Annotated in this window: 19 protein-coding genes; 6 read left to right on the top strand and 13 right to left on the bottom strand. The window is 53.0% G+C overall.

Annotation, left to right across the window (positions count from 1 at the left end):
• Positions 1 to 189: 189 nt before the first annotated feature.
• The 5 genes from ACFVTB_RS11425 to ACFVTB_RS11405 all read left to right on the top strand — a co-directional run bounded on the left by ACFVTB_RS11425 (position 190) and on the right by ACFVTB_RS11405 (position 4,954).
• On the top strand, positions 190 to 783 hold the full coding sequence (locus ACFVTB_RS11425; RefSeq protein ID WP_387748553.1) for a TetR/AcrR family transcriptional regulator: 594 nt from the start codon (positions 190 to 192) through the stop codon (positions 781 to 783).
• A gap of 198 nt (positions 784 to 981) precedes the next feature.
• Positions 982 to 2,124, top strand: coding sequence for an FMNH2-dependent alkanesulfonate monooxygenase (ssuD, locus tag ACFVTB_RS11420; RefSeq protein ID WP_387748551.1), 1,143 nt, complete (start codon positions 982 to 984; stop codon positions 2,122 to 2,124).
• A gap of 15 nt (positions 2,125 to 2,139) precedes the next feature.
• The gene (locus tag ACFVTB_RS11415; RefSeq protein ID WP_387748549.1) at positions 2,140 to 2,916 is read left to right on the top strand and encodes an ABC transporter permease; all 777 of its coding nucleotides are present in this window, start codon (positions 2,140 to 2,142) and stop codon (positions 2,914 to 2,916) included.
• Between the two features lie 48 nt (positions 2,917 to 2,964).
• Entirely contained in the window at positions 2,965 to 4,077 is a 1,113-nt protein-coding gene (locus ACFVTB_RS11410; RefSeq protein WP_387748547.1) for a taurine ABC transporter substrate-binding protein, read from the top strand.
• A 22-nt stretch (positions 4,078 to 4,099) separates the two neighbouring features.
• Positions 4,100 to 4,954, top strand: a complete 855-nt coding sequence (locus ACFVTB_RS11405; protein WP_387748545.1) for an ABC transporter ATP-binding protein — start codon at positions 4,100 to 4,102, stop codon at positions 4,952 to 4,954.
• 346 nt (positions 4,955 to 5,300) lie between these two features.
• Here the strand turns inward: ACFVTB_RS11405 and ACFVTB_RS11400 are convergent, their stop codons facing one another.
• The 12 genes from ACFVTB_RS11400 to gpr form a co-directional block, all read right to left on the bottom strand.
• Entirely contained in the window at positions 5,301 to 5,504 is a 204-nt protein-coding gene (locus ACFVTB_RS11400; RefSeq protein ID WP_387748543.1) for a hypothetical protein, read from the bottom strand.
• Complete coding sequence (locus ACFVTB_RS11395; protein ID WP_387748541.1) at positions 5,501 to 5,689, bottom strand: YfhD family protein; 189 nt, start codon at positions 5,687 to 5,689, stop codon at positions 5,501 to 5,503. The genes ACFVTB_RS11400 and ACFVTB_RS11395 overlap by 4 nt, the downstream gene beginning before the upstream one ends.
• Positions 5,690 to 5,794: 105 nt before the next feature.
• Positions 5,795 to 6,934 (bottom strand): molecular chaperone DnaJ, encoded by a 1,140-nt coding sequence (gene dnaJ / locus ACFVTB_RS11390; protein ID WP_387748539.1) that lies wholly within the window; start codon positions 6,932 to 6,934, stop codon positions 5,795 to 5,797.
• 128 nt (positions 6,935 to 7,062) lie between these two features.
• Complete coding sequence (gene dnaK, locus ACFVTB_RS11385) at positions 7,063 to 8,913, bottom strand: molecular chaperone DnaK (RefSeq protein WP_387748537.1); 1,851 nt, start codon at positions 8,911 to 8,913, stop codon at positions 7,063 to 7,065.
• A 74-nt stretch (positions 8,914 to 8,987) separates the two neighbouring features.
• Entirely contained in the window at positions 8,988 to 9,524 is a 537-nt protein-coding gene (grpE, locus tag ACFVTB_RS11380) for a nucleotide exchange factor GrpE (RefSeq protein WP_387748535.1), read from the bottom strand.
• A gap of 53 nt (positions 9,525 to 9,577) precedes the next feature.
• Positions 9,578 to 10,603, bottom strand: coding sequence for a heat-inducible transcriptional repressor HrcA (hrcA, locus tag ACFVTB_RS11375; RefSeq protein WP_387748533.1), 1,026 nt, complete (start codon positions 10,601 to 10,603; stop codon positions 9,578 to 9,580).
• Between the two features lie 235 nt (positions 10,604 to 10,838).
• Positions 10,839 to 11,318 (bottom strand): N-acetyltransferase, encoded by a 480-nt coding sequence (locus ACFVTB_RS11370; protein ID WP_387748531.1) that lies wholly within the window; start codon positions 11,316 to 11,318, stop codon positions 10,839 to 10,841.
• 99 nt (positions 11,319 to 11,417) lie between these two features.
• Entirely contained in the window at positions 11,418 to 12,629 is a 1,212-nt protein-coding gene (hemW, locus tag ACFVTB_RS11365; protein WP_387748529.1) for a radical SAM family heme chaperone HemW, read from the bottom strand.
• A 120-nt stretch (positions 12,630 to 12,749) separates the two neighbouring features.
• Positions 12,750 to 14,567, bottom strand: a complete 1,818-nt coding sequence (lepA, locus tag ACFVTB_RS11360; RefSeq protein WP_387748527.1) for a translation elongation factor 4 — start codon at positions 14,565 to 14,567, stop codon at positions 12,750 to 12,752.
• Between the two features lie 93 nt (positions 14,568 to 14,660).
• Positions 14,661 to 15,098 carry a hypothetical protein gene (locus ACFVTB_RS11355; RefSeq protein ID WP_387748525.1) on the bottom strand — a complete coding sequence of 146 codons (438 nt, stop codon included), beginning with the start codon at positions 15,096 to 15,098 and terminating at the stop codon, positions 14,661 to 14,663.
• A gap of 43 nt (positions 15,099 to 15,141) precedes the next feature.
• The gene (gene spoIIP, locus ACFVTB_RS11350) at positions 15,142 to 16,344 is read right to left on the bottom strand and encodes a stage II sporulation protein P (RefSeq protein ID WP_387748523.1); all 1,203 of its coding nucleotides are present in this window, start codon (positions 16,342 to 16,344) and stop codon (positions 15,142 to 15,144) included.
• Between the two features lie 219 nt (positions 16,345 to 16,563).
• Entirely contained in the window at positions 16,564 to 17,505 is a 942-nt protein-coding gene (gene gpr / locus ACFVTB_RS11345; protein WP_387748607.1) for a GPR endopeptidase, read from the bottom strand.
• A gap of 261 nt (positions 17,506 to 17,766) precedes the next feature.
• On the opposite strand from gpr, the gene rpsT reads away from it, so the two are divergent.
• Positions 17,767 to 18,039: a 30S ribosomal protein S20 gene (gene rpsT / locus ACFVTB_RS11340; protein WP_387748521.1), complete on the top strand. Its 273-nt coding sequence runs from the start codon at positions 17,767 to 17,769 to the stop codon at positions 18,037 to 18,039.
• A 98-nt stretch (positions 18,040 to 18,137) separates the two neighbouring features.
• On the opposite strand, the gene holA is transcribed toward rpsT, so the two are convergent.
• A complete protein-coding gene (holA, locus tag ACFVTB_RS11335; RefSeq protein ID WP_387748519.1) occupies positions 18,138 to 19,184 on the bottom strand; it encodes a DNA polymerase III subunit delta in 1,047 nt (348 codons plus the stop codon).
• Positions 19,185 to 19,335 lie beyond the last annotated feature (151 nt).

The following is a 19,335-nucleotide window of genomic DNA, read 5'->3' as shown; positions in this document are numbered from 1 at the left end:
CCTCCATTAGCCGATTTATAAGCGGTTAACCGCATAAGTTCGCATTATTATGTAAAACGATCCTTTCTATTGTACACTAATCGGCTTTTATGCACAAAGTAAGCGTTCCTTGTGAAAGTTATGCTACAATAGGGTCTGCTTGCTGGAAAAAGATTGTTATTCTACCCACCGAGAGGGGCTGCGATCGTTATGTCGCCCAGAAATTTCGAAAAAGACAAAGAACTTCGCGCCGAACGCAGACAGCAGCTGCTGGAAGCGGCCATGCACGTCATCGCCCGTCGCGGGCTGCCCGCGACAAAAATTGCCGATATTGCCGCTGCCGCAAAAATGAGCGTCGGCAGCATTTACAACTATTTTCGCTCCAAGGAAGAAATATTCCAAGCGCTCGTCGAGAACGGACAACAGGAGTACCGGACATTCGTCGAAGAGGCGCTTTCACTTGAATCTACGCCTTATGAAAAGCTGCATTGGTACACGTCTAACTGGCTAGTCTACCGCAACGGCTGGGCGATTACCGTCCTTCTGCAATACGCCCGCACGTCCGAAGCGGTACCCGCAGAGCTAACGCAGGCAGTAAGCTCGCGCTTTATTGATAATTTGCGCCCGATGGCCTCGATCATTGCCGAAGGACAGCAGGCCGGCGTTTTCAAAGACGGTGATTCTACCCAGCTTGCGCTTATCTACGTCTCGATGATGGAAGGCCTCATTCTCCATGACATACCGGGCATTCATGAAATTGCGGCGTTAACGCCAGACCGCATGTTATCGCTCCTTCTGAAATAAATTTCCAATAAAACGATTGACTGGCGGCCGGAATTGCTGCTATCATGGTTACAAAGTGAATAATTATTCATCGTTCCTCAACCGGACCGCCGGAGACGCATAACGACTACTTGACCAAAGTGTTGTTATGCTTTTTTTATGATCATTATCCCCACTTATCCAATGAGATTAATTTGCTAAAAGAAAAGGATGAGCAGCATGCAATTTTTTTGGTTTATCCCAACCTACGGCGATGGAAGATACCTTGGCTCCGACAACGGCGCTCGAGCGGCGACGCCCGCCTATTACAAGCAAGTGGCCGTCGCGGCCGACGATCTTGGCTTCGATGGGGTACTGCTGCCGACCGGACGATCATGCGACGATCCTTGGGTGACCGCTTCCTCCCTCATTCCGGTTACGAAACGGCTCAAATTTCTGGTGGCCGTCAGACCAGGCTTGATGTCGCCTACTCTGGCTGCGCGAATGGCATCCGCCTTCGACCGTCAATCCGATGGCCGATTGCTCATAAATGTCGTCACCGGCGGAGATCCCGAGGAGCTGGAAGCCGACGGACTATTCCTCGGCCACGACGAGCGCTATAAGCTGACCGACGAGTTTGTATCGGTATGGCGCAGCCTGCTGAGCCGCGAAACCGTGACGCTCGATGGCCGCTACGTCAAAGTGAACAAAGCGGTCAACTGGCTGCCGCCCGTGCAGCGGCCGCATCCACCGGTTTTCTTCGGCGGATCTTCGCCGGCGGCGATTGAGGTAGCATCTCGCCATGCTGACTACTACTTGACGTGGGGAGAGCCGCTGGAGCAAGTGAAATCGAAACTGGAGCAGGTTCGACGATCAGCCGAAGCGGCTGGACGAACGGTGAAATTTGGCATTCGACTCCATATTATTGTGCGGGAAACGGAAGCCGAGGCGTGGGAGGCAGCCGATCGTCTGATCCGCCATCTTGATCAGGAGACGATTGATAAAGCGCAGCAAGTCTACGCGCGTATGGATTCCCACGGCCAACAGCGAATGACGGCTACCCATAATGGCGATCGTTCCAACCTGGTTATCGGCCCGAACCTTTGGTCCGGTATCGGCCTTGTCCGCGGCGGAGCAGGCACAGCGCTGGTTGGCGATCCCTCGCAAATTGCGGAACGGATGCGCGAATATGCGGTGCTCGGTATCGATACGATCATTTTATCCGGCTATCCCCACTTGGAGGAGGCTTATCGGACGGCTGAGCTGCTCTTCCCGCTCTTTAAGGCTTCATCCAACGGCGAAGCAATTGATTCTAAAAAAGATGCAGTGGTCGGGCGCGGTGAGACGATTGCCTACAGCTTCAAGCCCGGATCGGGCCGCTAGCACCGGAGGTCGAAAATGACTGATAAAAAATGGCTGCAGCCGCTGCTGTCGACGGTCGCCGTCGCCGTCGTACTGTTCATATGGTGGCTCATCACTTTCCGCCAATGGGTCAATCCGCTGTTCGTTCCAGCGCCAGGCAAAGTGTGGGAAGCCTTCATCCAAATCTGGCAGGAGGGCTATAAAAACGGCTCGTTGCTCCATCACATTGGAGCAAGCTTATACCGGTTGGGCGTTGCCTTCGCCTTGGCGCTCGTCACCGCCGTTCCGCTTGGTCTGCTAAGCGGCTCGTCCGTCGTCGTTCGTTCCCTGCTCGATCCGTTTATTGAATTTTATCGCCCGCTTCCGCCGCTCGCCTACTACACCATTCTTGTCTTATGGCTCGGCATCGGCGATTCGTCGAAAGTCGCCTTGCTTTACTTGGCTGCCTTCGCTCCGCTCTACCTGTCCGTCGTCGCAGGCGTGAGGCGCGTTTCCGCCGACCGGATCAACGGAGCGAAGTCTCTCGGAGCCAATCGGCGCAAGCTGTTCTTCCATGTGCTGCTTCCATCCGCGCTGCCGGAAGTGTTTACGGGCATCCGCACGGCGGTTGGCTTCGGCTATACGACGCTTGTCGCGGCGGAAATGGTAGCGGCCGTATCCGGCATCGGTTGGATGGTGCTAGACGCGAGCAAATTTTTAAGAAGCGACATTATTTTCGCTGGCATTATCATTATGGGGGTTATTGCCGTCGCGATAGACGCCCTCCTGCGCTGGCTAGAGCTCAGACTCGTTCCTTGGAGCGGCAAAGAATAACCAGCTTGCAAGATACCATTATTCATTTATCGGATTGGAGAGAAAAAAATGATCAAAAACCGTTCACTGTCGGCACTTTTTATTTTATCAATAGCTTTTACCATCCTTATGACCGCTTGCGGAGGAAACGGCGGCGGCAAACCCGCTGCGACCGATCCGCCTTCCGCGGCGACAGACAAACCCGCCCCCGCGGATACGACGCAGCCTTCGTCAGATAACAATACGGCGGAAGCATTGCCCAAGGAAGTTAAAATCGGCTTTCAAGTCATCCCTAACGCAGAGCTGCTCGTTAAGGCGCTCGGACTTGCGGAGAAAAAATTCCCTGACGTAAAATTCAACTGGGTACAGTTCGACTCCGGCCGCGACGTCAATACGGCGATTGCCTCCGGCAGCATCGATCTCGGACTTGCCGGATCAGTACCGGTAGCGATAGGACTTGCCAGCCAACTGCCGTATCATGTCTATTTTCTGCATGACATTATTGGAGACAATGAATCGCTGGCCGTTCGAAACGACGCTGGCATTGAAAGCGTAAAAGATCTCGCTGGCAAAAAGATCGCCGTGCCATTCGGCTCGACGACGCACTTCAGCTTACTGGCAGCGTTAAAGCAGGACGGCGTCGATCCGAAGTCGGTCACCATCCTCGACTTGCAGCCGCCGGACATCGTAGCAGCCTGGACGCGCAAAGATATCGACGGCGCCTTCGTCTGGCAACCTTCTCTTGCCAAGCTGGTTGCGGACAATGGTAAAGTGATCGTGTCGGCGAAAACATTGTCCGAAAACGGCAGCATTACGGCCGACGTCGGCGTCGTGCACACTTCCTTTTCCAAGCAATATCCGCAGTTTGTGAAAGAATATGTCGGCTTGCTCGACGAAGCCATTGCGCTTTACCGTTCCAAGCCGGAAGATGCAGCCAAAGCGCTCGCCCCGCTGCTCAGCCAGCCGGAAGCGGATACTCTCTCCCAAATGAACGAGCTCGTATGGCTTACCTCGGCTGAGCAAGCTGACGCCAAGTATTTGGGCAACGGCAGCGGAAATAGCGGTTTTGCGCAAGTCCTCAAGGATACTGGCGAATTTCTCGTCGAACAAAAAACGATTCCGTCCGCACCTGACGTCGCCGTCTATCAGCAAGGCATCTACACCGGAGCTTTGACAAAATAACAAACGAAAGGATGATGGGACGATGACGGAAGCCGTTTCGATTACCGGCCTTACGGAAACGCTGCCTGCTGCGGAGCCTGCCCCCGAAGCCATCTCGCTGCAAGGCATCGGCCTTTCCTACAGCACTCGCCGTTCAAACCGAATCGATACGATCGGGCATATCGACTTAAGCATTCGCCAGGGTGAGTTCGTTTGCTTGCTCGGGTCGTCCGGCTGCGGCAAAACGTCGCTGCTCCGGCTTGTCGCCGGATACGAGAAGCCGACTCGCGGAGATGTACGACTGTTCGGAAACGAACAGAAAGGACCGGGCCCGGATATCGGCGTCGTCTTCCAGCATGCCAATCTATTTCCGTGGCTGTCCGTGCAGCGGAACGCCGAGTTCGGCCTGCGAATGCAAAATACGGCTCGCACCGAGCGCCGGGACGTCGCCTTCTATTGGCTCAATCAGGTTTCCATGTCTGATTACTCGGCGCTGCTGCCCCATCAATTGTCGGGCGGCATGAAGCAGCGAACGGCTATTGCCAGAGCGCTTGCTCCCGATCCGCGTATTCTGCTGATGGATGAGCCGTTCGGTGCGCTCGATGCAATAACGAGAGAGTCGCTGCAATATTTAATTCGCAAGCTATGGCTTCAATCTGGCAAAACAGTCATATTCATCACGCATGACGTTGACGAGGCGCTGCTGCTTGGCTCACGGATTATCGTCATGAAGGGCGGCCCAGGCCGCATCGAGATCGATATGCCGAACGGATTGAACGCTGCAGGGAGCGGAAGCTCTGGAGAGGCGTTTCCATTCATTCGCAAGCATGTCCGCTTTGCGGAGCAGCGGGAGCAGCTCGTTAAGGCGCTTCGCACGGTGGAGCACAGCATCTCCTAGCGGCAACGCATCCTAGACCCGGCAACGGCAACTCTCATAAAAGTTGGATACCTGCATAAAAGCAACGCTGATGCTGTATACTTCCTGGGCGCGAAGAGACATTTTAGTGGTATAGCGCCGCACAGCCCTAACAAGCGGTCCAGAACCAAGCGATGGGGCGGCAAGCGTATCCATCACTCGAGCAAAGCAAAGAACCGCAAGCGGCAGTCGCATGCGGTTCTTTGCTTGTGGTTCTTTGCTTGTGGTTCTTTGCTTGCTGTTCTTTGCTTTACGGTTCTTCTTTACTTTGCGGTTCTTTAACTTGCGTTGCGTTTCTCTGCTTGCGATTCTTTACTGCCCGTCCCTCTTAATCAACCATTTCTGCGTTTCCGCCGATCTGGCTGATGAGATGGACCGCCCGGTCAACAACCTGCTCATCCACCGTAACTGTCAGCAAGCCGCTTTCGGGCAGGCCGCCGACATCGAAGGCGCGAAGCGACTGCAGCTTACGCTGCGCCTCTCGCGCTTCTTCCGGTCCGCCGAAGCTCGCTTTAATGCCTATCGGACTCATGACTGCCCGTTTTCGGCCGAGCCTTTTACACGCTTGTCCGCTTGGGCCGCCCGCTCATTCGCTACGCGGTCATCCTCGTCGGCCAACTCCTCCGAAAATTCTACATCTTCGTTTTCCGCAATCGGCAAATCGCCGAAATTTTGCTTTTCCAAATCATTTAATGCATTATCGTTTGCTTTCGTCATACTGCTGATCCACTCCAATGCGAGATTTCGGCTGCAAGCCTAGTCCATAGCATAGCTGCGGACCGCCGGATCTATGCAAAAAAACGAAAAAAAAAGCATTCCGGGCTATTCGCCGCGGAACGCTTTCTTCATCCGTTCAAAAATTGATTCGTGATGCTCGCCGCCTGTCTCCTGAACCGTGCCGCTGGATTCGCCGCCGAATTGGCGGAGCAAATCCTTCTGCTCGTCGGTCAGTTTCGTAGGCGTTACCACCGTCACCTTTACATGCTGATCGCCTTGTCCGTAGCCGCGCAGCTTCGGTACCCCTTTGCCCTTCAGGCGGAAGTACGTTCCGGTTTGCGTCCCGGCAGGAATCTTCAGCTTCACTTTCTCTGTCAGCGTAGGAATTTCGATCTCGTCGCCCAGCGCCGCCTGTACGAACGTAAGAGGCACTTCGCAATAGATATCGTCGTTCTCGCGCTCGAAAAACTCGTGCGACTTCACACGAATAACAATGTACAGATCGCCAGCCGGGCCTCCTCTGAGACCGCCCTCGCCTTCGCCGGACAAACGGATTTGCGCGCCGTCGTCTACGCCGGCCGGGATGCGAACATTAATTTTGCGCTGCTTTTTCACTTTGCCAGCGCCGTGGCAAGTGCCGCATTTTTCTTTGATGACGCGTCCCGTGCCGCTGCAGTTCGAACAAGCGCGACGGTTGACCATACGGCCAAACGGCGTGTTCTGCACGACTTCCTGCTGCCCGCTGCCTCGGCAGACGGAACAGGTTTCCGGCTTCGTGCCCGGCTTTGCGCCCGATCCTGTACAGGTGTCGCAGCTTTCGGTGCGCGGAATCGTAATCTCCGTTTCCTTGCCGAATACCGCTTCCTTGAACTCGATCGTCATCGTATATTGCAGATCGTTGCCCCGCTGCGGCGCATTCGGATCGCGGCGATTGCCTCCGCCACCGAAGAACATATCGAATATATCGCCAAATCCACCGCCGAAATCGCCCGAGAAGCCGCCGGCTCCGCCCATTCCCTGATTCGGATCGACATGCCCGAACTGGTCGTAGGTCGAACGCTTACCATCGTCGCTCAAGACGTCGTAAGCTTCCTTTACTTCTTTGAATTTCGTTTCCGCATCCGCTTCTTTGTTCACGTCCGGATGGAATTTTCTCGCGAGTTGCCGGTATGCTTTCTTAATATCGTCCCCGGAAGCGTCCTTGCCGACTCCCAGCACCTCGTAATAATCACGTTTATCTGCCAACTGTTTCTCACCTCCGCCCATGCTCCATCTTATGCTATAAGTGCGCGACAAGGCCAAAGACAGGCTGCCCTGTCTTTGACCCTTGTCATAAGAGCTTTATTGGATAACACCCTTATACGCGCGAACTATTATTTGTTGTCGTCAACGACTTCGTAGTCGGCGTCCACAACGTTGTCTTTGCCTTTCGCACCGGCACCGCTGCCTGCGCCGTCGGCAGCTTGCGCGCCTTCAGCACCCGGTTGACCTTGCGCTTGCTCGTACAGCTTCACGCTCAGCGCCTGCACGATTTGCGTCAGCTCTTCAACCGCTGCGTTGATTTCTTCCAAGTTTTCGGTCGCGAGTGCAGCCGTTACTTTTTCTTTCGCGGCATTCGCTTTTTCGATCTCGGATGCGTCGACTTTGTCGCCCAAATCTTTCAGCGTTTTTTCAGTCGTGTATACGAGCTGGTCGCCCGCGTTTTTCGCTTCTACCAGTTCGCGGCGTTTACGATCATCTTCCGCGTTCAGCTCGGCGTCCTTCATCATTTGCTCGATATCAGCGTCGCTCAAGCCGCCCGAAGACGTAATCGTAATTTTTTGGCTTTTGCCTGTTCCTTTATCAAGAGCCGATACGTTTACGATGCCGTTCGCGTCGATATCGAACGTAACTTCAATTTGCGGCACGCCGCGAGGCGCAGGCGGAATGTCACTCAGCGTGAAACGGCCAAGCGTTTTGTTGCCGTTAGCCATTTGGCGCTCGCCTTGCAGGACGTGAATTTCAACGCCCGGCTGGTTATCGGCGTAAGTGGAGAACACTTGCGATTTGCTCGTCGGAATCGTCGTGTTGCGGTCGATCATTTTCGTAAACACGCCGCCAGCCGTCTCGATGCCGAGCGACAATGGCGTTACGTCAAGTAATACAACATCTTTAACGTCGCCAGTCAGAACGCCCGCTTGCACCGCTGCGCCGAGGGCAACGACTTCGTCAGGGTTAACGCCTTTGTGCGGTTCTTTGCCAGTCAGCTTCTTAACCGCTTCCTGCACGGCAGGAATACGAGTCGAACCGCCGACAAGTACGATTCTGTCCAGCTCGCTTGCAGACAGGCCGGAGTCGCTCAGTGCTTGACGCACTGGACCAAGCGTACGCTCTACAAGGTTTGCGGAAATTTCTTCGAATTTAGCGCGAGTCAGGTTTGTCTCCAAATGCTGAGGCACGCCGTCTACCATCGTAATGAACGGCAGCGAAATCGTCGTCGTCATAACGCCGGACAGTTCTTTTTTCGCTTTCTCGGCAGCATCCTTAAGACGTTGCACAGCCGCTTTATCTTTGGAAAGGTCAACGCCTTGCTCTTTTTTGAATTCAGCTACGAGATGATCAATGATGACTTGGTCAAAGTCGTCGCCGCCCAGTTGGTTGTCGCCGCTTGTCGCTTTTACTTCGAAGAAGCCGTCGCCAAGCTCAAGAATCGATACGTCGAACGTACCGCCGCCAAGGTCGTATACGAGAATCGTTTGATCTTCGTTTTTCTCAAGGCCGTAAGCAAGAGCTGCCGCTGTCGGCTCGTTGACGATACGAAGCACTTCGAGACCGGCGATTTTGCCTGCGTCTTTCGTTGCTTGGCGCTGGCTGTCGTTGAAATACGCTGGAACGGTAATAACCGCTTGCGTGACAGATTGGCCAAGGTATGCTTCGGCGTCGGATTTCAGCTTTTGCAAAATGATTGCGGAAATTTCTTGCGGCGTAAACTCTTTGCCGTCGATGTTTTCTTTATGATTCGTGCCCATATGCCGTTTAATCGAAATAACGGTGCGGTCCGGGTTCGTGATCGCTTGGCGTTTCGCCGTTTCGCCGACAATCCGCTCACCGTCTTTCTTGAAGCCGACTACGGACGCCGTCGTGCGGTTGCCTTCCGGATTCGGAATTACAACTGCTTCGCCGCCTTCCATAACGGCTACGCAGGAGTTGGTGGTACCAAGGTCAATACCAATTACTTTACTCATCGTCATATCCTCCTAATCATTCTTCGTCATTATATAATGCTGCTATAAGCGATGGTTCAATGTCTTTACGAAACTTATCCGCTTACTTTAACCATTGCCGGTCGCAGCACTTTCTCTTTCAATATATAGCCCTTCTGTACTTCCTCAACGATAATGCCTTCCGCATGCTCTTCGGATTCAACCGTCATAATCGCCTGATGATATTCGGGATTGAACGGCTCGCCTACTGTTTCCATCACCTTCAATCCTTCTTGCTGAAGGGTTTGGTCCAATTGGCGGAAAATCATGTCCACACCTTTCACAAGCGAATCGTAATCGCCGGCGGCGGAAGCCGCAGCAACGGCGCGTTCGAAATTATCGACAACGGGCAGCAATTGCCCGATTAATTTCATAGAAGCGTATTGAGCCAGCTCTTCCTTTTCCTTCATCGTACGGCGACGGAAATTATCGAAGTCTGCTTGCGCACGTAAGTATCGCTGCTGGTTCTCTTCGGCAAGCTTCTCAAGTTCCTCCAAACGCGGTTCGGCTTGAGCCTGCTCCTCTTGCACGGTCTCCTGTTCTTGCTCCAGATCAACCGCTTCTTCCTTAATCTCATTATGTTCGTTGCTCATCCTGTTCACCTCCTTGACCCGAGTTCCTCCCGGCTATCGTCCGCTCGGCTTGCTTATTTGTACCAACGGCTGAACATCGACGTCATATCCTTCGAAATAAGATCGATTAGGCTAATTACTTTGCCGTATTCCATTCGCGTTGGTCCCAAGATTCCGATTGTCCCCACCGATTGTCCGTCTATCGCATACGTGGCGGTAATCAGGCTGCAATTCGCTATTGCCTCATGGTCATTTTCTGTCCCGATACGCACTTGTATACCCGACGGCAAAGCGGAAAACATTTTCATGATGGCAGGCGTCTCATCCAGCAAATCAAGAATCGTCTTCACCTTATCGACGTCTTTAAATTCCGGCTGCGTAAGCATATTCGTCGTCCCGCTCAGGAAAATGCGATGCTCGTCGTCGCTTTGCAGCGCCTTGTCCAGCACACCCAATACTTCCTCGCAATGATCGACGTATCGTTCCAGCTCCTGGCCGACTTCGGCGTACAGCTTTGCCTTCAATCGGACGAGCGGAATGCCGACCAGCTTCGTATTCAGAATGCGTACAACCTTCTCCAATTCTTCCATGCTGACTCCGCTCGGAATTTGTACCGTTCGGTTTTCGACATGGCCCGTATTGGTCACAATGATCGCTACGGCAGATGTTTGATCAAGCGGAATCAGGTTGAAATGCTTTAGCGAAGTGCTAAACATTTCCGGCCCGAGCAAAATCGACGTGTAGTTGGTCAGGTTGGACATAATCATGGCCGCATGCTGAATAACCTGTTCCATTTGATTCATTTTTTCATTAAAGAAGGAACGGACTTTCGTAAAGTCGCTTTCGTTCACCTCGTTAAGCTTGACGAGATGATCGACATAATACCGGTATCCTTTAGTGGAAGGAATCCGTCCAGCCGACGTGTGCGGCTGCTCCAGAAAACCAAGCTCCTCCAAATCCGCCATCTCGTTGCGAATGGTAGCGGGACTGAAGCCGACATCCCCGCGCTTCGAAATGCTTCGTGAGCCGACAGGCTCGGCAGAACGGATGTAATCATCTACTATAGCATTCAGAATCATGCGTTGGCGATCCGTCAACATGTCAATCCCTCCCCTGTATGATGGCCGTTCCTTTGCTCGTTAGCACTCATTAACGCCGAGTGCTAATCATTAATACAAAAATACCAAAATCAATATTCGATTGTCAAGTCGCATCGTCAATTTCAGAATCCCGACTTACAACATAGACGTAAAAAACCGCCTCCCTGTGACTAACGGGCGAGGCGGTTTTGAAGCCATCTATAAGCGCTCCAATACATTCAATACAATAGAAGCCTTAAATTATTACTTTAAGAACCGCAACTTCATCGCATGCGTGCTGCTTCGGGCAATTGACGCAATCGGTCCAAACTTTTTCAGGAAAAATTTCTTTATCGACAATGGCAAAGCCGTTCCGCAGAAAGAAAGGCACCGCGTACGTTAATGCCATAATTTTCGGTATCCCTTGCTCTTTAGCCTGTGCGGTCAGAAAATCAACCAGCTTGCTTCCGATGCCGAGACCTTTATAGCCGTCCGTCATACCGAGCGAGCGAATCTCGACCAGTTCCGAACCCAGCCTTGTCAGCGCGCCGCAGCCGACTACCGTCTCCCCGACTTCGGCTACAACGAAGGTATCGATTTGACGCTTTAGCGCCTCCCGGGATCGGGGCAGCATGATCCCTTGCTCTGCATAGCCTTTAATTAATTCGAATAATACGTCCACATCTTCCACGGTTGCCAATCTGCAAACCGCTTGCAATTGATCTGTCGCTCCCATGCCGTTATCGCCTCCGTCCGGTGTAACCGAAATCTATTGAATAAATATACAACCAGACGCATTAATTATCAAGAGGCAATTTTCACGATTTTCAATTCGCTATTCTTCGAGACCGATAAACGCTCCGAAAACGTCGTTTCCGAACAATACGCCGCGATCCGAAAGCTTGTAGACGGTGTCGCCGTCCGCGGTGTCGATCCGTTCGAGCAGACCGTCTTTGAGCATTTTGTCCAAAACATCGCCGAACTTATCCTCGAGCGTCGTGCCCGGGAATTGCGCGGCGAAGGACGACGAACGGACGCCTTCCAGCAGGCGAAGGCCAACCATCATAAAATCCTCTATCGCTTCCTGCTCGGACACATGATGCGTCTCCAGCCTTGGCAGCTTCGTATGCGTGTAATCGATGTAAGGCTGTACGCCTTTCACATTGACATGACGCTTTCTTCCCGCGTAGCCGTGTGCGCCTGCACCTAAGCCATAGTACGCCTCGTTTCTCCAATATGTGGAGTTGTGGCGACCCTCGTAGCCCGGCTTCGCAAAATTGCTAATCTCATAATGGCCATACCCTGCGCCCTTCAATCGGTCCATTAAATGAACGTACATGCTGTACTCTTCGTCTTCGGAAGGAAGAGGCAGCTCGTCACGCTGGTAGAGCTTATGGAAAAGCGTATTCTCCTCTACCTTTAAGCTGTACAAGGAGTAATGAGGAAGATCGAGCGCAAGCGCCTTTTCCACACTGTCCTCAAGCGATTCGATCGTTTGCTTCGGCAGCCCGAACATCAAATCGATCGACAGATTGGTAAAGCCGGCAGCTCTCGCATTGTCCAGACTGCGATACACGTCGTCGACGTTGTGAATCCGGCCAATCCGCTCCAGCAGCTCGTTATTGAATGATTGAACGCCGAAGCTGATCCGGTTGACTCCGCCTTCGAACATCGCGGCGAGCTTCTCGGGATCGGTCGTGCCCGGATTTGCTTCCATCGTAAATTCTACATCGTCCACCAAAGGAAAATGACGTTTGACCGACTCCAAAAACCGCTTCATCTGCGGCGGCGTCAGTACCGTCGGCGTTCCGCCTCCAACGAATACGGTGTCGATCCGCTCTGGAGGCAGCTCCTTCACGGTCAACTCCATCTCCCGTTCAAGGGCATCCAAATAGTCGTCTACCGGCTGTCCCTTCAACACGTACGAGGTGAAATCGCAATAATGGCATTTGTTCGTGCAAAAAGGAATATGAATGTACAGCGCTTTTGGCGCGGCCATAGGGACTCTCTCCTCGTGCTGCCGTTCGGCCGTTCTCGCTTCCGTCATGCCACTCGGCCTCCTTCTTTCGGCATCCGCTCAAAGGGCTGCCGTTCTATTTTTCAAAAAATCGGCAGAATGGATGAGAACGAGCCGCTCTCCGCCATCCTGCCGATTCGTATGCTTGCATTAATCCTCGTCGATTTTCAGTACCGCCATAAAAGCTTCTTGCGGCACCTCGACGCTGCCGACCTGCTTCATCCGCTTCTTGCCTTCCTTCTGCTTGTCGAGCAGCTTCCGCTTCCGGGAGATGTCGCCCCCGTAGCATTTCGCCAGTACGTTTTTGCGCATCGCTTTTACCGTTTCGCGTGCGATGACCTTCGTACCGATCGAAGCTTGAATCGGAACCTCGAACATTTGACGAGGAATCAGTTCTCTCATCTTCTGGCAAATGACACGTCCGCGGTTGTAGGCGCGGTCGCGGTGAACGATAACCGACAGGGCGTCGACTTGCTCGCCGTTCAGCATAATGTCCATCTTCACCAGGTTAGAACGACGGTAACCCGTAAGCTCGTAATCGAACGACGCATACCCTTTCGTGCTCGACTTCAGCTGGTCGAAGAAGTCGTAGACGATTTCCGACAGCGGAATCTCGTAGGTGAGCGTGACACGGTTCGTGTCCAAATATTCCATGTTCACAAACTCGCCGCGCTTGCCTTGGCAAAGCTCCATAATCGCTCCGACGAAATCATTCGGTACGATTACCGACGCTTTCACGTACGGCTCCTCAACGAATTCCAGCTTGCCTGCTTCCGGATAGTTGGACGGATTGTCAATTTCCATAACAGTTCCATCCGTCAGCGTTACCCGATATATAACGCTCGGCGCTGTCGTAATGAGCGGAATGTTGAATTCCCGCTCGATCCGCTCCTGGATGATCTCCATGTGAAGCAAGCCGAGAAAACCGCAACGGAAGCCGAAGCCGAGGGCAGTCGACGTCTCCGGCTCGTAACGGAGCGAAGCGTCGTTCAACTCGAGCTTCTCGAGCGCATCGCGCAAATCGTTGTAATCCTGCGTATCGATCGGATAGAGGCCGCAATAAACCATCGGGTTGATTTTACGATAGCCCGGCAGCGCTTCCGGCGCCGGACGTTTCGCTTCGGTTACCGTATCGCCGACACGGGTATCCTTCACGTTCTTAATGCCGGCTACGATAAAGCCGACATCCCCGACGGATAGCTCATCGACGATCGACATGCGCGGTTTGAATGCGCCAACCTCGATAACTTCAAATTCGGCTCCGGTTGCCATAAAGCGGATCTTCTTACCCGCTTGAATGCTGCCGTCGATAACCCGCACGTAGACGATAACGCCTTTGTACGGATCGTAGTGCGAGTCGAAGATGAGCGCTTTCAGCGGCTCGTCTGGATCGCCTTGCGGAGCCGGAACTTTCTGCACGACCTGCTCCAAAATCTCTTTAATTCCAATGCCGGCTTTCGCCGAAGCAAGCACCGCGTCGCTGGCGTCAAGGCCGATTACGTCCTCGACCTCTTGCTTTACCCGGTCGGGCTCGGCGCTTGGCAAGTCAATTTTGTTAATAACGGGCAAGATTTCAAGATTGCTCTCCAGAGCTAAGTATACGTTTGCGAGCGTCTGCGCCTCGATGCCTTGCGCAGCGTCGACGACGAGCAGCGCGCCTTCGCAGGCGGCCATGCTTCGCGATACTTCATACGTAAAATCGACATGTCCTGGCGTATCGATCAAATTAAGCAGATACGTTTCGCCGTCATCCGCTTTATAGCTGAGACGAACCGCCTGCAGCTTGATCGTAATGCCCCGCTCTCTCTCCAGATCCATCTGGTCCAGCACCTGCTCCTGCATTTCACGCTGGGTGAGCGCGCCGGTATATTCCAAAATACGATCGGCAAGCGTTGACTTGCCGTGGTCAATATGCGCAATAATAGAAAAATTTCTTATTCTCTTTTGCCGGTCACGAACGTCTGTCATGCACAACCCCCACACAATCCAATATTCTTATTATTATATCAGCTTGTAAGGTTGCCAGCAATCCGCTTATTGCCGTCGCAACTCGAAACCGCCTTAATTCGCCACCGATCCGAACAGCGAGACCACAAATTTGATGCTGCCGCTCGACACCGACTGCAGCAAACCGGCCGTTTCGTCGGCCAGTTTATTGACGGTCGGTTTGCCGTCCCCGGTCTTAATGCCCGGCAACCGTTCCTTCTGCGAATTGAGCTCGGCCAGCTTCCTTACCTCCGCCAGCTCTTTCTCCAATCGGGCAATTTTCCGCTCGGCTTCGTCCGATAACGGCGCGCCCCCTTTGCCGTATGCCGGTTCCGCTTCCGGCTCCGTATAATCTTCCTCCAAAGAACCGTTCCCGGCAACCGCAGTCGGGCGTCCCCCTTCGATCGGCCCGTAAATCCGCTCAATGCCTGTTTGCGACATTTCCATCGCGTATAGAACAATAAAGACGAGCACGCCGCCAAGCACCATCCATTTGATTGCGTTTTTTTTCATTCCGAAAACCTCCTTTCGATAAACAGCCGACCTGGCTGCAAGCTTATGGAGCGGATACCTTCTCCGCTTCCTGGTAAACGTCTGCGATCGCCTGCGCCAGCGCGTTCACCGTCCGATACGACTCCTCCAGCGTATTATCAACGCCGCCTACTTCGATCAGTACGCTGTCCTGCGCAAGCGACTGATTGTATTCCCCATTGCCGTTCGCCGCTGTTTTACCCCAGATGCCGCGTGAGATGCCTGGATAAGCTTTCTCCAGCACTTGATGAATCTGCGTTGCGAACTGCTCGTTTTTGCGCCAATTCGGATTTTTTTGTCCGATAATAAAATAAACCTGCGCATAGCTTTTACCGTTTATATCAACCGTCGTATGCTTTCTCGTATTGGAATCGCGATGAATATCGAAAATGTATTGCAGCTTTTTATTGCTCGCGAGCGCTTCCTGAACTGTTTTCTTCGAATATTTGTACGATAGATTCCAGTTGTAGCCCGGTACGCTTGTCATATAATCGGTGTCGGAATGAGCTGCGCCGATGCCAAGCTCGTTCAAGCGGTCAGCCAGCTTTTCCCCGACCAGCGTTATATTTTTTGTTTTGGAGTTCGGGTCCTTCGCATCCGAATCTAATTCCGGATACCAAGACTCCCGATTATGCGAATGGTAGATAAACACGACCTTGCCTTCCTTCTCCGCTTTACCAGGGTCGATCGGCTGTGAAGGCTCGTCCGTTGGAATAGGCGTATCACCTCCGCCTGGGTCGGGATCTTCGCCGCCCTCCGTTTCCGCAGCCGGTGGATCATGCGGCAACGGCATGTGATCCTCTGGCCCTGCGGAAGTATCCGTGCCGACTCCACTGCGAATGAGCGTCGATTTGCTTAGCCCCATGCCTGGAATTTCACCCGCCAACAGACTGCGAGGATCTTGCGGATTAATATCGGTCAGCAGCCGCAGCAGAAACGCGCTCGCCAGCTTGCCGGAGATTGGCTCCGACGGATGCCCGCTCTCGAACTTCGGCATCTCCATCTCTAGCATATCCCCAAAGAAGCCGCTTGAAACGGCGGCTGCGAAGCCCTTCATTGACGATACTGGCGTATTCGCCGATTCGCGATGAGCGATACCGGCCAAGCCTATCGCGACGAACAAAAGCATCGAGCATAAGGACAATATGGCGAACGTCCTGACGTTAACGAGCAATCGGCGAAGGCGCATGCTTTCTTTGGCTATGTCAATCAGCATTATTTTTTTCATGGTCATCCTCCCATTTGAAACGAATCTGTCTGCTATTAATCTATGAGCCCGAATCGATTCATAGAACCGAATCTAGCAATTTCAGCTGGGAGGGGTTCAAAGCATTCAATAGTTTTAGAGAATGGGGTTCAGTTCAGCTCACGAAAAAAAGCTTGCCTCGTCGGCATTCTGGCGCTATCGCCGAAACCCGACTGCAGACAAGCTCTTTCAACTAAGACTTTAATGCGTATATGCAGCCACATTGTCCGTATCGACCGCATCATGCAGCGCCGCGTTCAAACCGCTCGCGATGATATTGGCAATGTCCTCGATAAATTGATCGACTTCCTTCGGCGTCACGAGCAAATCATGTCCGATCGGATTCAACACTTCTTTCACAAGCAACAGCCGCTCGTTCTCATCCATGCTGTTGATCAGTCCGAACACTTGGTCGTTATCCGCCTTGTTGGCCTTCATATGGCTTTGCATGAGGTCAAAGGCGCTGTTTACGATCGTCGACGCATAGACAACTGTGGGGACGCCAATTGCAATGACGGGAACGCCTAATATATCCTTTGTCAGACCTTTGCGCTTATTGCCGATACCGGAACCCGGATGAATGCCGATATCGGCGATTTGAATCGTCGTATTGACCCGTTCCAACGATTTCGACGCCAGCGCGTCAATCGCGATAATGACGTCCGGCTTCGTCCGGTCCGCAATACCGCGCACGATTTCGCTTGATTCAATGCCGGTAATGCCAAGCACCCCCGGTGCAACGGCGCTGACGGCGCGGTATCCCGGCGCGACCTGATCCGGCATCAGCTCGAAGAAATGACGGGTAACCATGACATTTTCTACGACGAGCGGTCCCAGCGCATCCGGCGTCACGTTCCAGTTGCCAAGTCCGACGATCAGCACGTTCGCCGTCTTGCCTACGCCGATGCGCTGCAGAAAAGCTTCGAAATGCTTAGCGAAATGGGTCGCTACCCGATCTTGCAGACCGGTATCCTGGTTGCGCAGCGCAGGCACTTCAATTGTCACATAATTGCCGATTACTTTCCCGATCGCTTTCGAGCCTTGCTCGTTTTGCACTTGAAGCTGCGTGATCGTTATGCCGTCGTCTTCCGTCGACGAAGATTGAATGCCGGGAATGGCGCCGCCTCCAGCGCTTTCGGCCATTTCTTTCGCTTCGAGGGCAAGATCGGTACGCACATTATATTGCTGCAAATCAAGTTCGCTCAAATTAGTCAGTCTCCCTTCCGGTACATGCCTACTGGAGTTATTGTTTGCAGGCTCCGGCATTTCATACCTTGGAAGCGAAGTCGACGCTATTGCTTTTCGTTCAAGCGCATGGTAATATATTTTAAGTTGTGTTACTTAGAAAAAAACCAGCGTATCTATTGTTTGCTTTTTTGCAAACAACGTAGGAGGTGAAACTCGATGCCAAACATTAAATCCGCAATCAAACGCGTGAAAACGAGCGAGAAACGCCGCGCTCTGAACGCTTCCCAAAAATCCGCGCTTCGTACGGCTGTTAAATCTGCTGACCAAGCTATCGCTGGCACTGATGTAGATGCTGCTAAAGCCGCTCTCGTCGCTGCAACGAAAAAATTGGACAAAGCGGTTACTAAAGGCCTGATTCATAAAAATGCGGCTGCCCGCAAAAAATCACGTCTTGCTAAAAGGCTGAACGCCCTTTCGGCACAAGCTTAAACCGCTAAATAAAACGGCTTCACATCCGGTTAACGCCGGAATGTGAAGCCGTTTTTTAATGTCGTTTGCACCTGCGTCATTCATAATCTGCGGAGCGACTATGCTTCCCGCTTCTGGCCGAGAGAGAGCAAATAAAGCTCCAAGCCGAGACTTTTATCGACCGCTCCCGTCTTCATCCGGTAATCGAGCTCGGCAATTGACGAAAGCAGCCGCCCAAGCCGGCGAACATCGAACTTGCGGCACTTCTCAGCCGCCAGCTTGACTGCATACGGATGCAGGCCTAGCTGCCCGGCCATCTGCTGCGGGGAATATCGATGCTGCTCCAGCTCTTTAATTTGCAGCATAATCCGCAGCTGCCTCGCAATAAGCGCCGCGATTTTAATCGGCTCTTCGCGCCTGATTAGCAGCGCGCGGTAAAGACGAAGAGCGCGGTCGACCTTTAGCTCGGCGATCGCGTCGACAAGCGCAAAGACGTCCTCCTCCACCGTAGACGCCGTGAGCATCTCCGTTTCCTCGACCCCAATCGAGCCGCCAGGTCCGGCATGCAAGCATAGCTTGTCCACCTCGATTGCAAGCTGCTGCATATGTGCTCCAACTCTGGAGAGCAATAGATCTGCTGCTTCGGCAGTCATCGTTCGATTCTGCCCTTCCGCGTGCTTGACGACCCACCGCTTCAATTCCGCCGCATCCAATTCCGGAAAAGCGAGCAGCGCATCGCGCTCCTTGAGCAGCTTCACCAGCTTGCGGCGCTCGTCCAGCTTCTCCGCATCGACGATAAAAAGCAGCACTGTCGTTTCCGATGGAATATCGAGATATTGCTGAAGCCTGTCCGTTTTATGTTCAAGCTTGCCGCCCTCTTTGCCTCCCGCCGCGAATACGACGGAATCGCGTACGATAACGAGCTTTCGCTCCACAAAGAACGGAAGCGTCTCGGCTTCCAGCGTCGCTTCCTCAAGCGGCGTTTCCGCCGTATCAAACTTAACTATACCAAGCTCGCGTTCATCGGGCTTAAACATCGCATTCGCCAGCGCGTCTGTGAACTGGCCGATCCGATAGCGGTCTTTGCCGTACACGACATAGGCCGGCCGGAACTTTCCGCTCTTTATTTCTTTCAACGCTTCCCGCGCTTCCATGCCTTTCGCCACCTTCCGCTTTCCTTACAAGCATACTCAACTTTGACCGCAACGGCAACAAAGGGATGAGCCTTTTAACGGCATCATCCCTTTGTCCCTGAACATCTATATAAACATTGGCAGGCAGGTCCATGGTACCGCCCTGCGAATGGTCATACGACGG

The organism is Paenibacillus sp. NPDC058071, from assembly GCF_042885235.1.
In the GTDB taxonomy this organism is placed as follows: Bacteria; Bacillota; Bacilli; order Paenibacillales; family Paenibacillaceae; genus Pristimantibacillus.
Note: the sequence above shows the minus strand (reverse complement) of the source record. Positions and strands in the feature narration are given on the sequence as shown.

Bases quoted from the DNA above. Each gene is read 5' to 3' on its own strand.
- ACFVTB_RS11415 (WP_387748549.1), top strand. From the start codon at position 2,140: ATGACTGATAAAAAATGGCTGCAGCCGCTGCTGTCGACGGTCGCCGTC.
- ACFVTB_RS11400 (WP_387748543.1), bottom strand. From the start codon at position 5,504: ATGAGTCCGATAGGCATTAAAGCGAGCTTCGGCGGACCGGAAGAAGCG.
- lepA (WP_387748527.1), bottom strand. From the start codon at position 14,567: ATGACAGACGTTCGTGACCGGCAAAAGAGAATAAGAAATTTTTCTATT.
- ACFVTB_RS11355 (WP_387748525.1), bottom strand. From the start codon at position 15,098: ATGAAAAAAAACGCAATCAAATGGATGGTGCTTGGCGGCGTGCTCGTC.
- ACFVTB_RS11370 (WP_387748531.1), bottom strand. From the start codon at position 11,318: ATGGGAGCGACAGATCAATTGCAAGCGGTTTGCAGATTGGCAACCGTG.
- ACFVTB_RS11425 (WP_387748553.1), top strand. From the start codon at position 190: ATGTCGCCCAGAAATTTCGAAAAAGACAAAGAACTTCGCGCCGAACGC.
- hrcA (WP_387748533.1), bottom strand. From the start codon at position 10,603: ATGTTGACGGATCGCCAACGCATGATTCTGAATGCTATAGTAGATGAT.
- ACFVTB_RS11410 (WP_387748547.1), top strand. From the start codon at position 2,965: ATGATCAAAAACCGTTCACTGTCGGCACTTTTTATTTTATCAATAGCT.
- ACFVTB_RS11405 (WP_387748545.1), top strand. From the start codon at position 4,100: ATGACGGAAGCCGTTTCGATTACCGGCCTTACGGAAACGCTGCCTGCT.
- hemW (WP_387748529.1), bottom strand. From the start codon at position 12,629: ATGACGGAAGCGAGAACGGCCGAACGGCAGCACGAGGAGAGAGTCCCT.
- dnaK (WP_387748537.1), bottom strand. From the start codon at position 8,913: ATGAGTAAAGTAATTGGTATTGACCTTGGTACCACCAACTCCTGCGTA.
- ACFVTB_RS11395 (WP_387748541.1), bottom strand. From the start codon at position 5,689: ATGACGAAAGCAAACGATAATGCATTAAATGATTTGGAAAAGCAAAAT.
- spoIIP (WP_387748523.1), bottom strand. From the start codon at position 16,344: ATGAAAAAAATAATGCTGATTGACATAGCCAAAGAAAGCATGCGCCTT.
- ssuD (WP_387748551.1), top strand. From the start codon at position 982: ATGCAATTTTTTTGGTTTATCCCAACCTACGGCGATGGAAGATACCTT.
- gpr (WP_387748607.1), bottom strand. From the start codon at position 17,505: ATGGCCGAAAGCGCTGGAGGCGGCGCCATTCCCGGCATTCAATCTTCG.
- rpsT (WP_387748521.1), top strand. From the start codon at position 17,767: ATGCCAAACATTAAATCCGCAATCAAACGCGTGAAAACGAGCGAGAAA.
- grpE (WP_387748535.1), bottom strand. From the start codon at position 9,524: ATGAGCAACGAACATAATGAGATTAAGGAAGAAGCGGTTGATCTGGAG.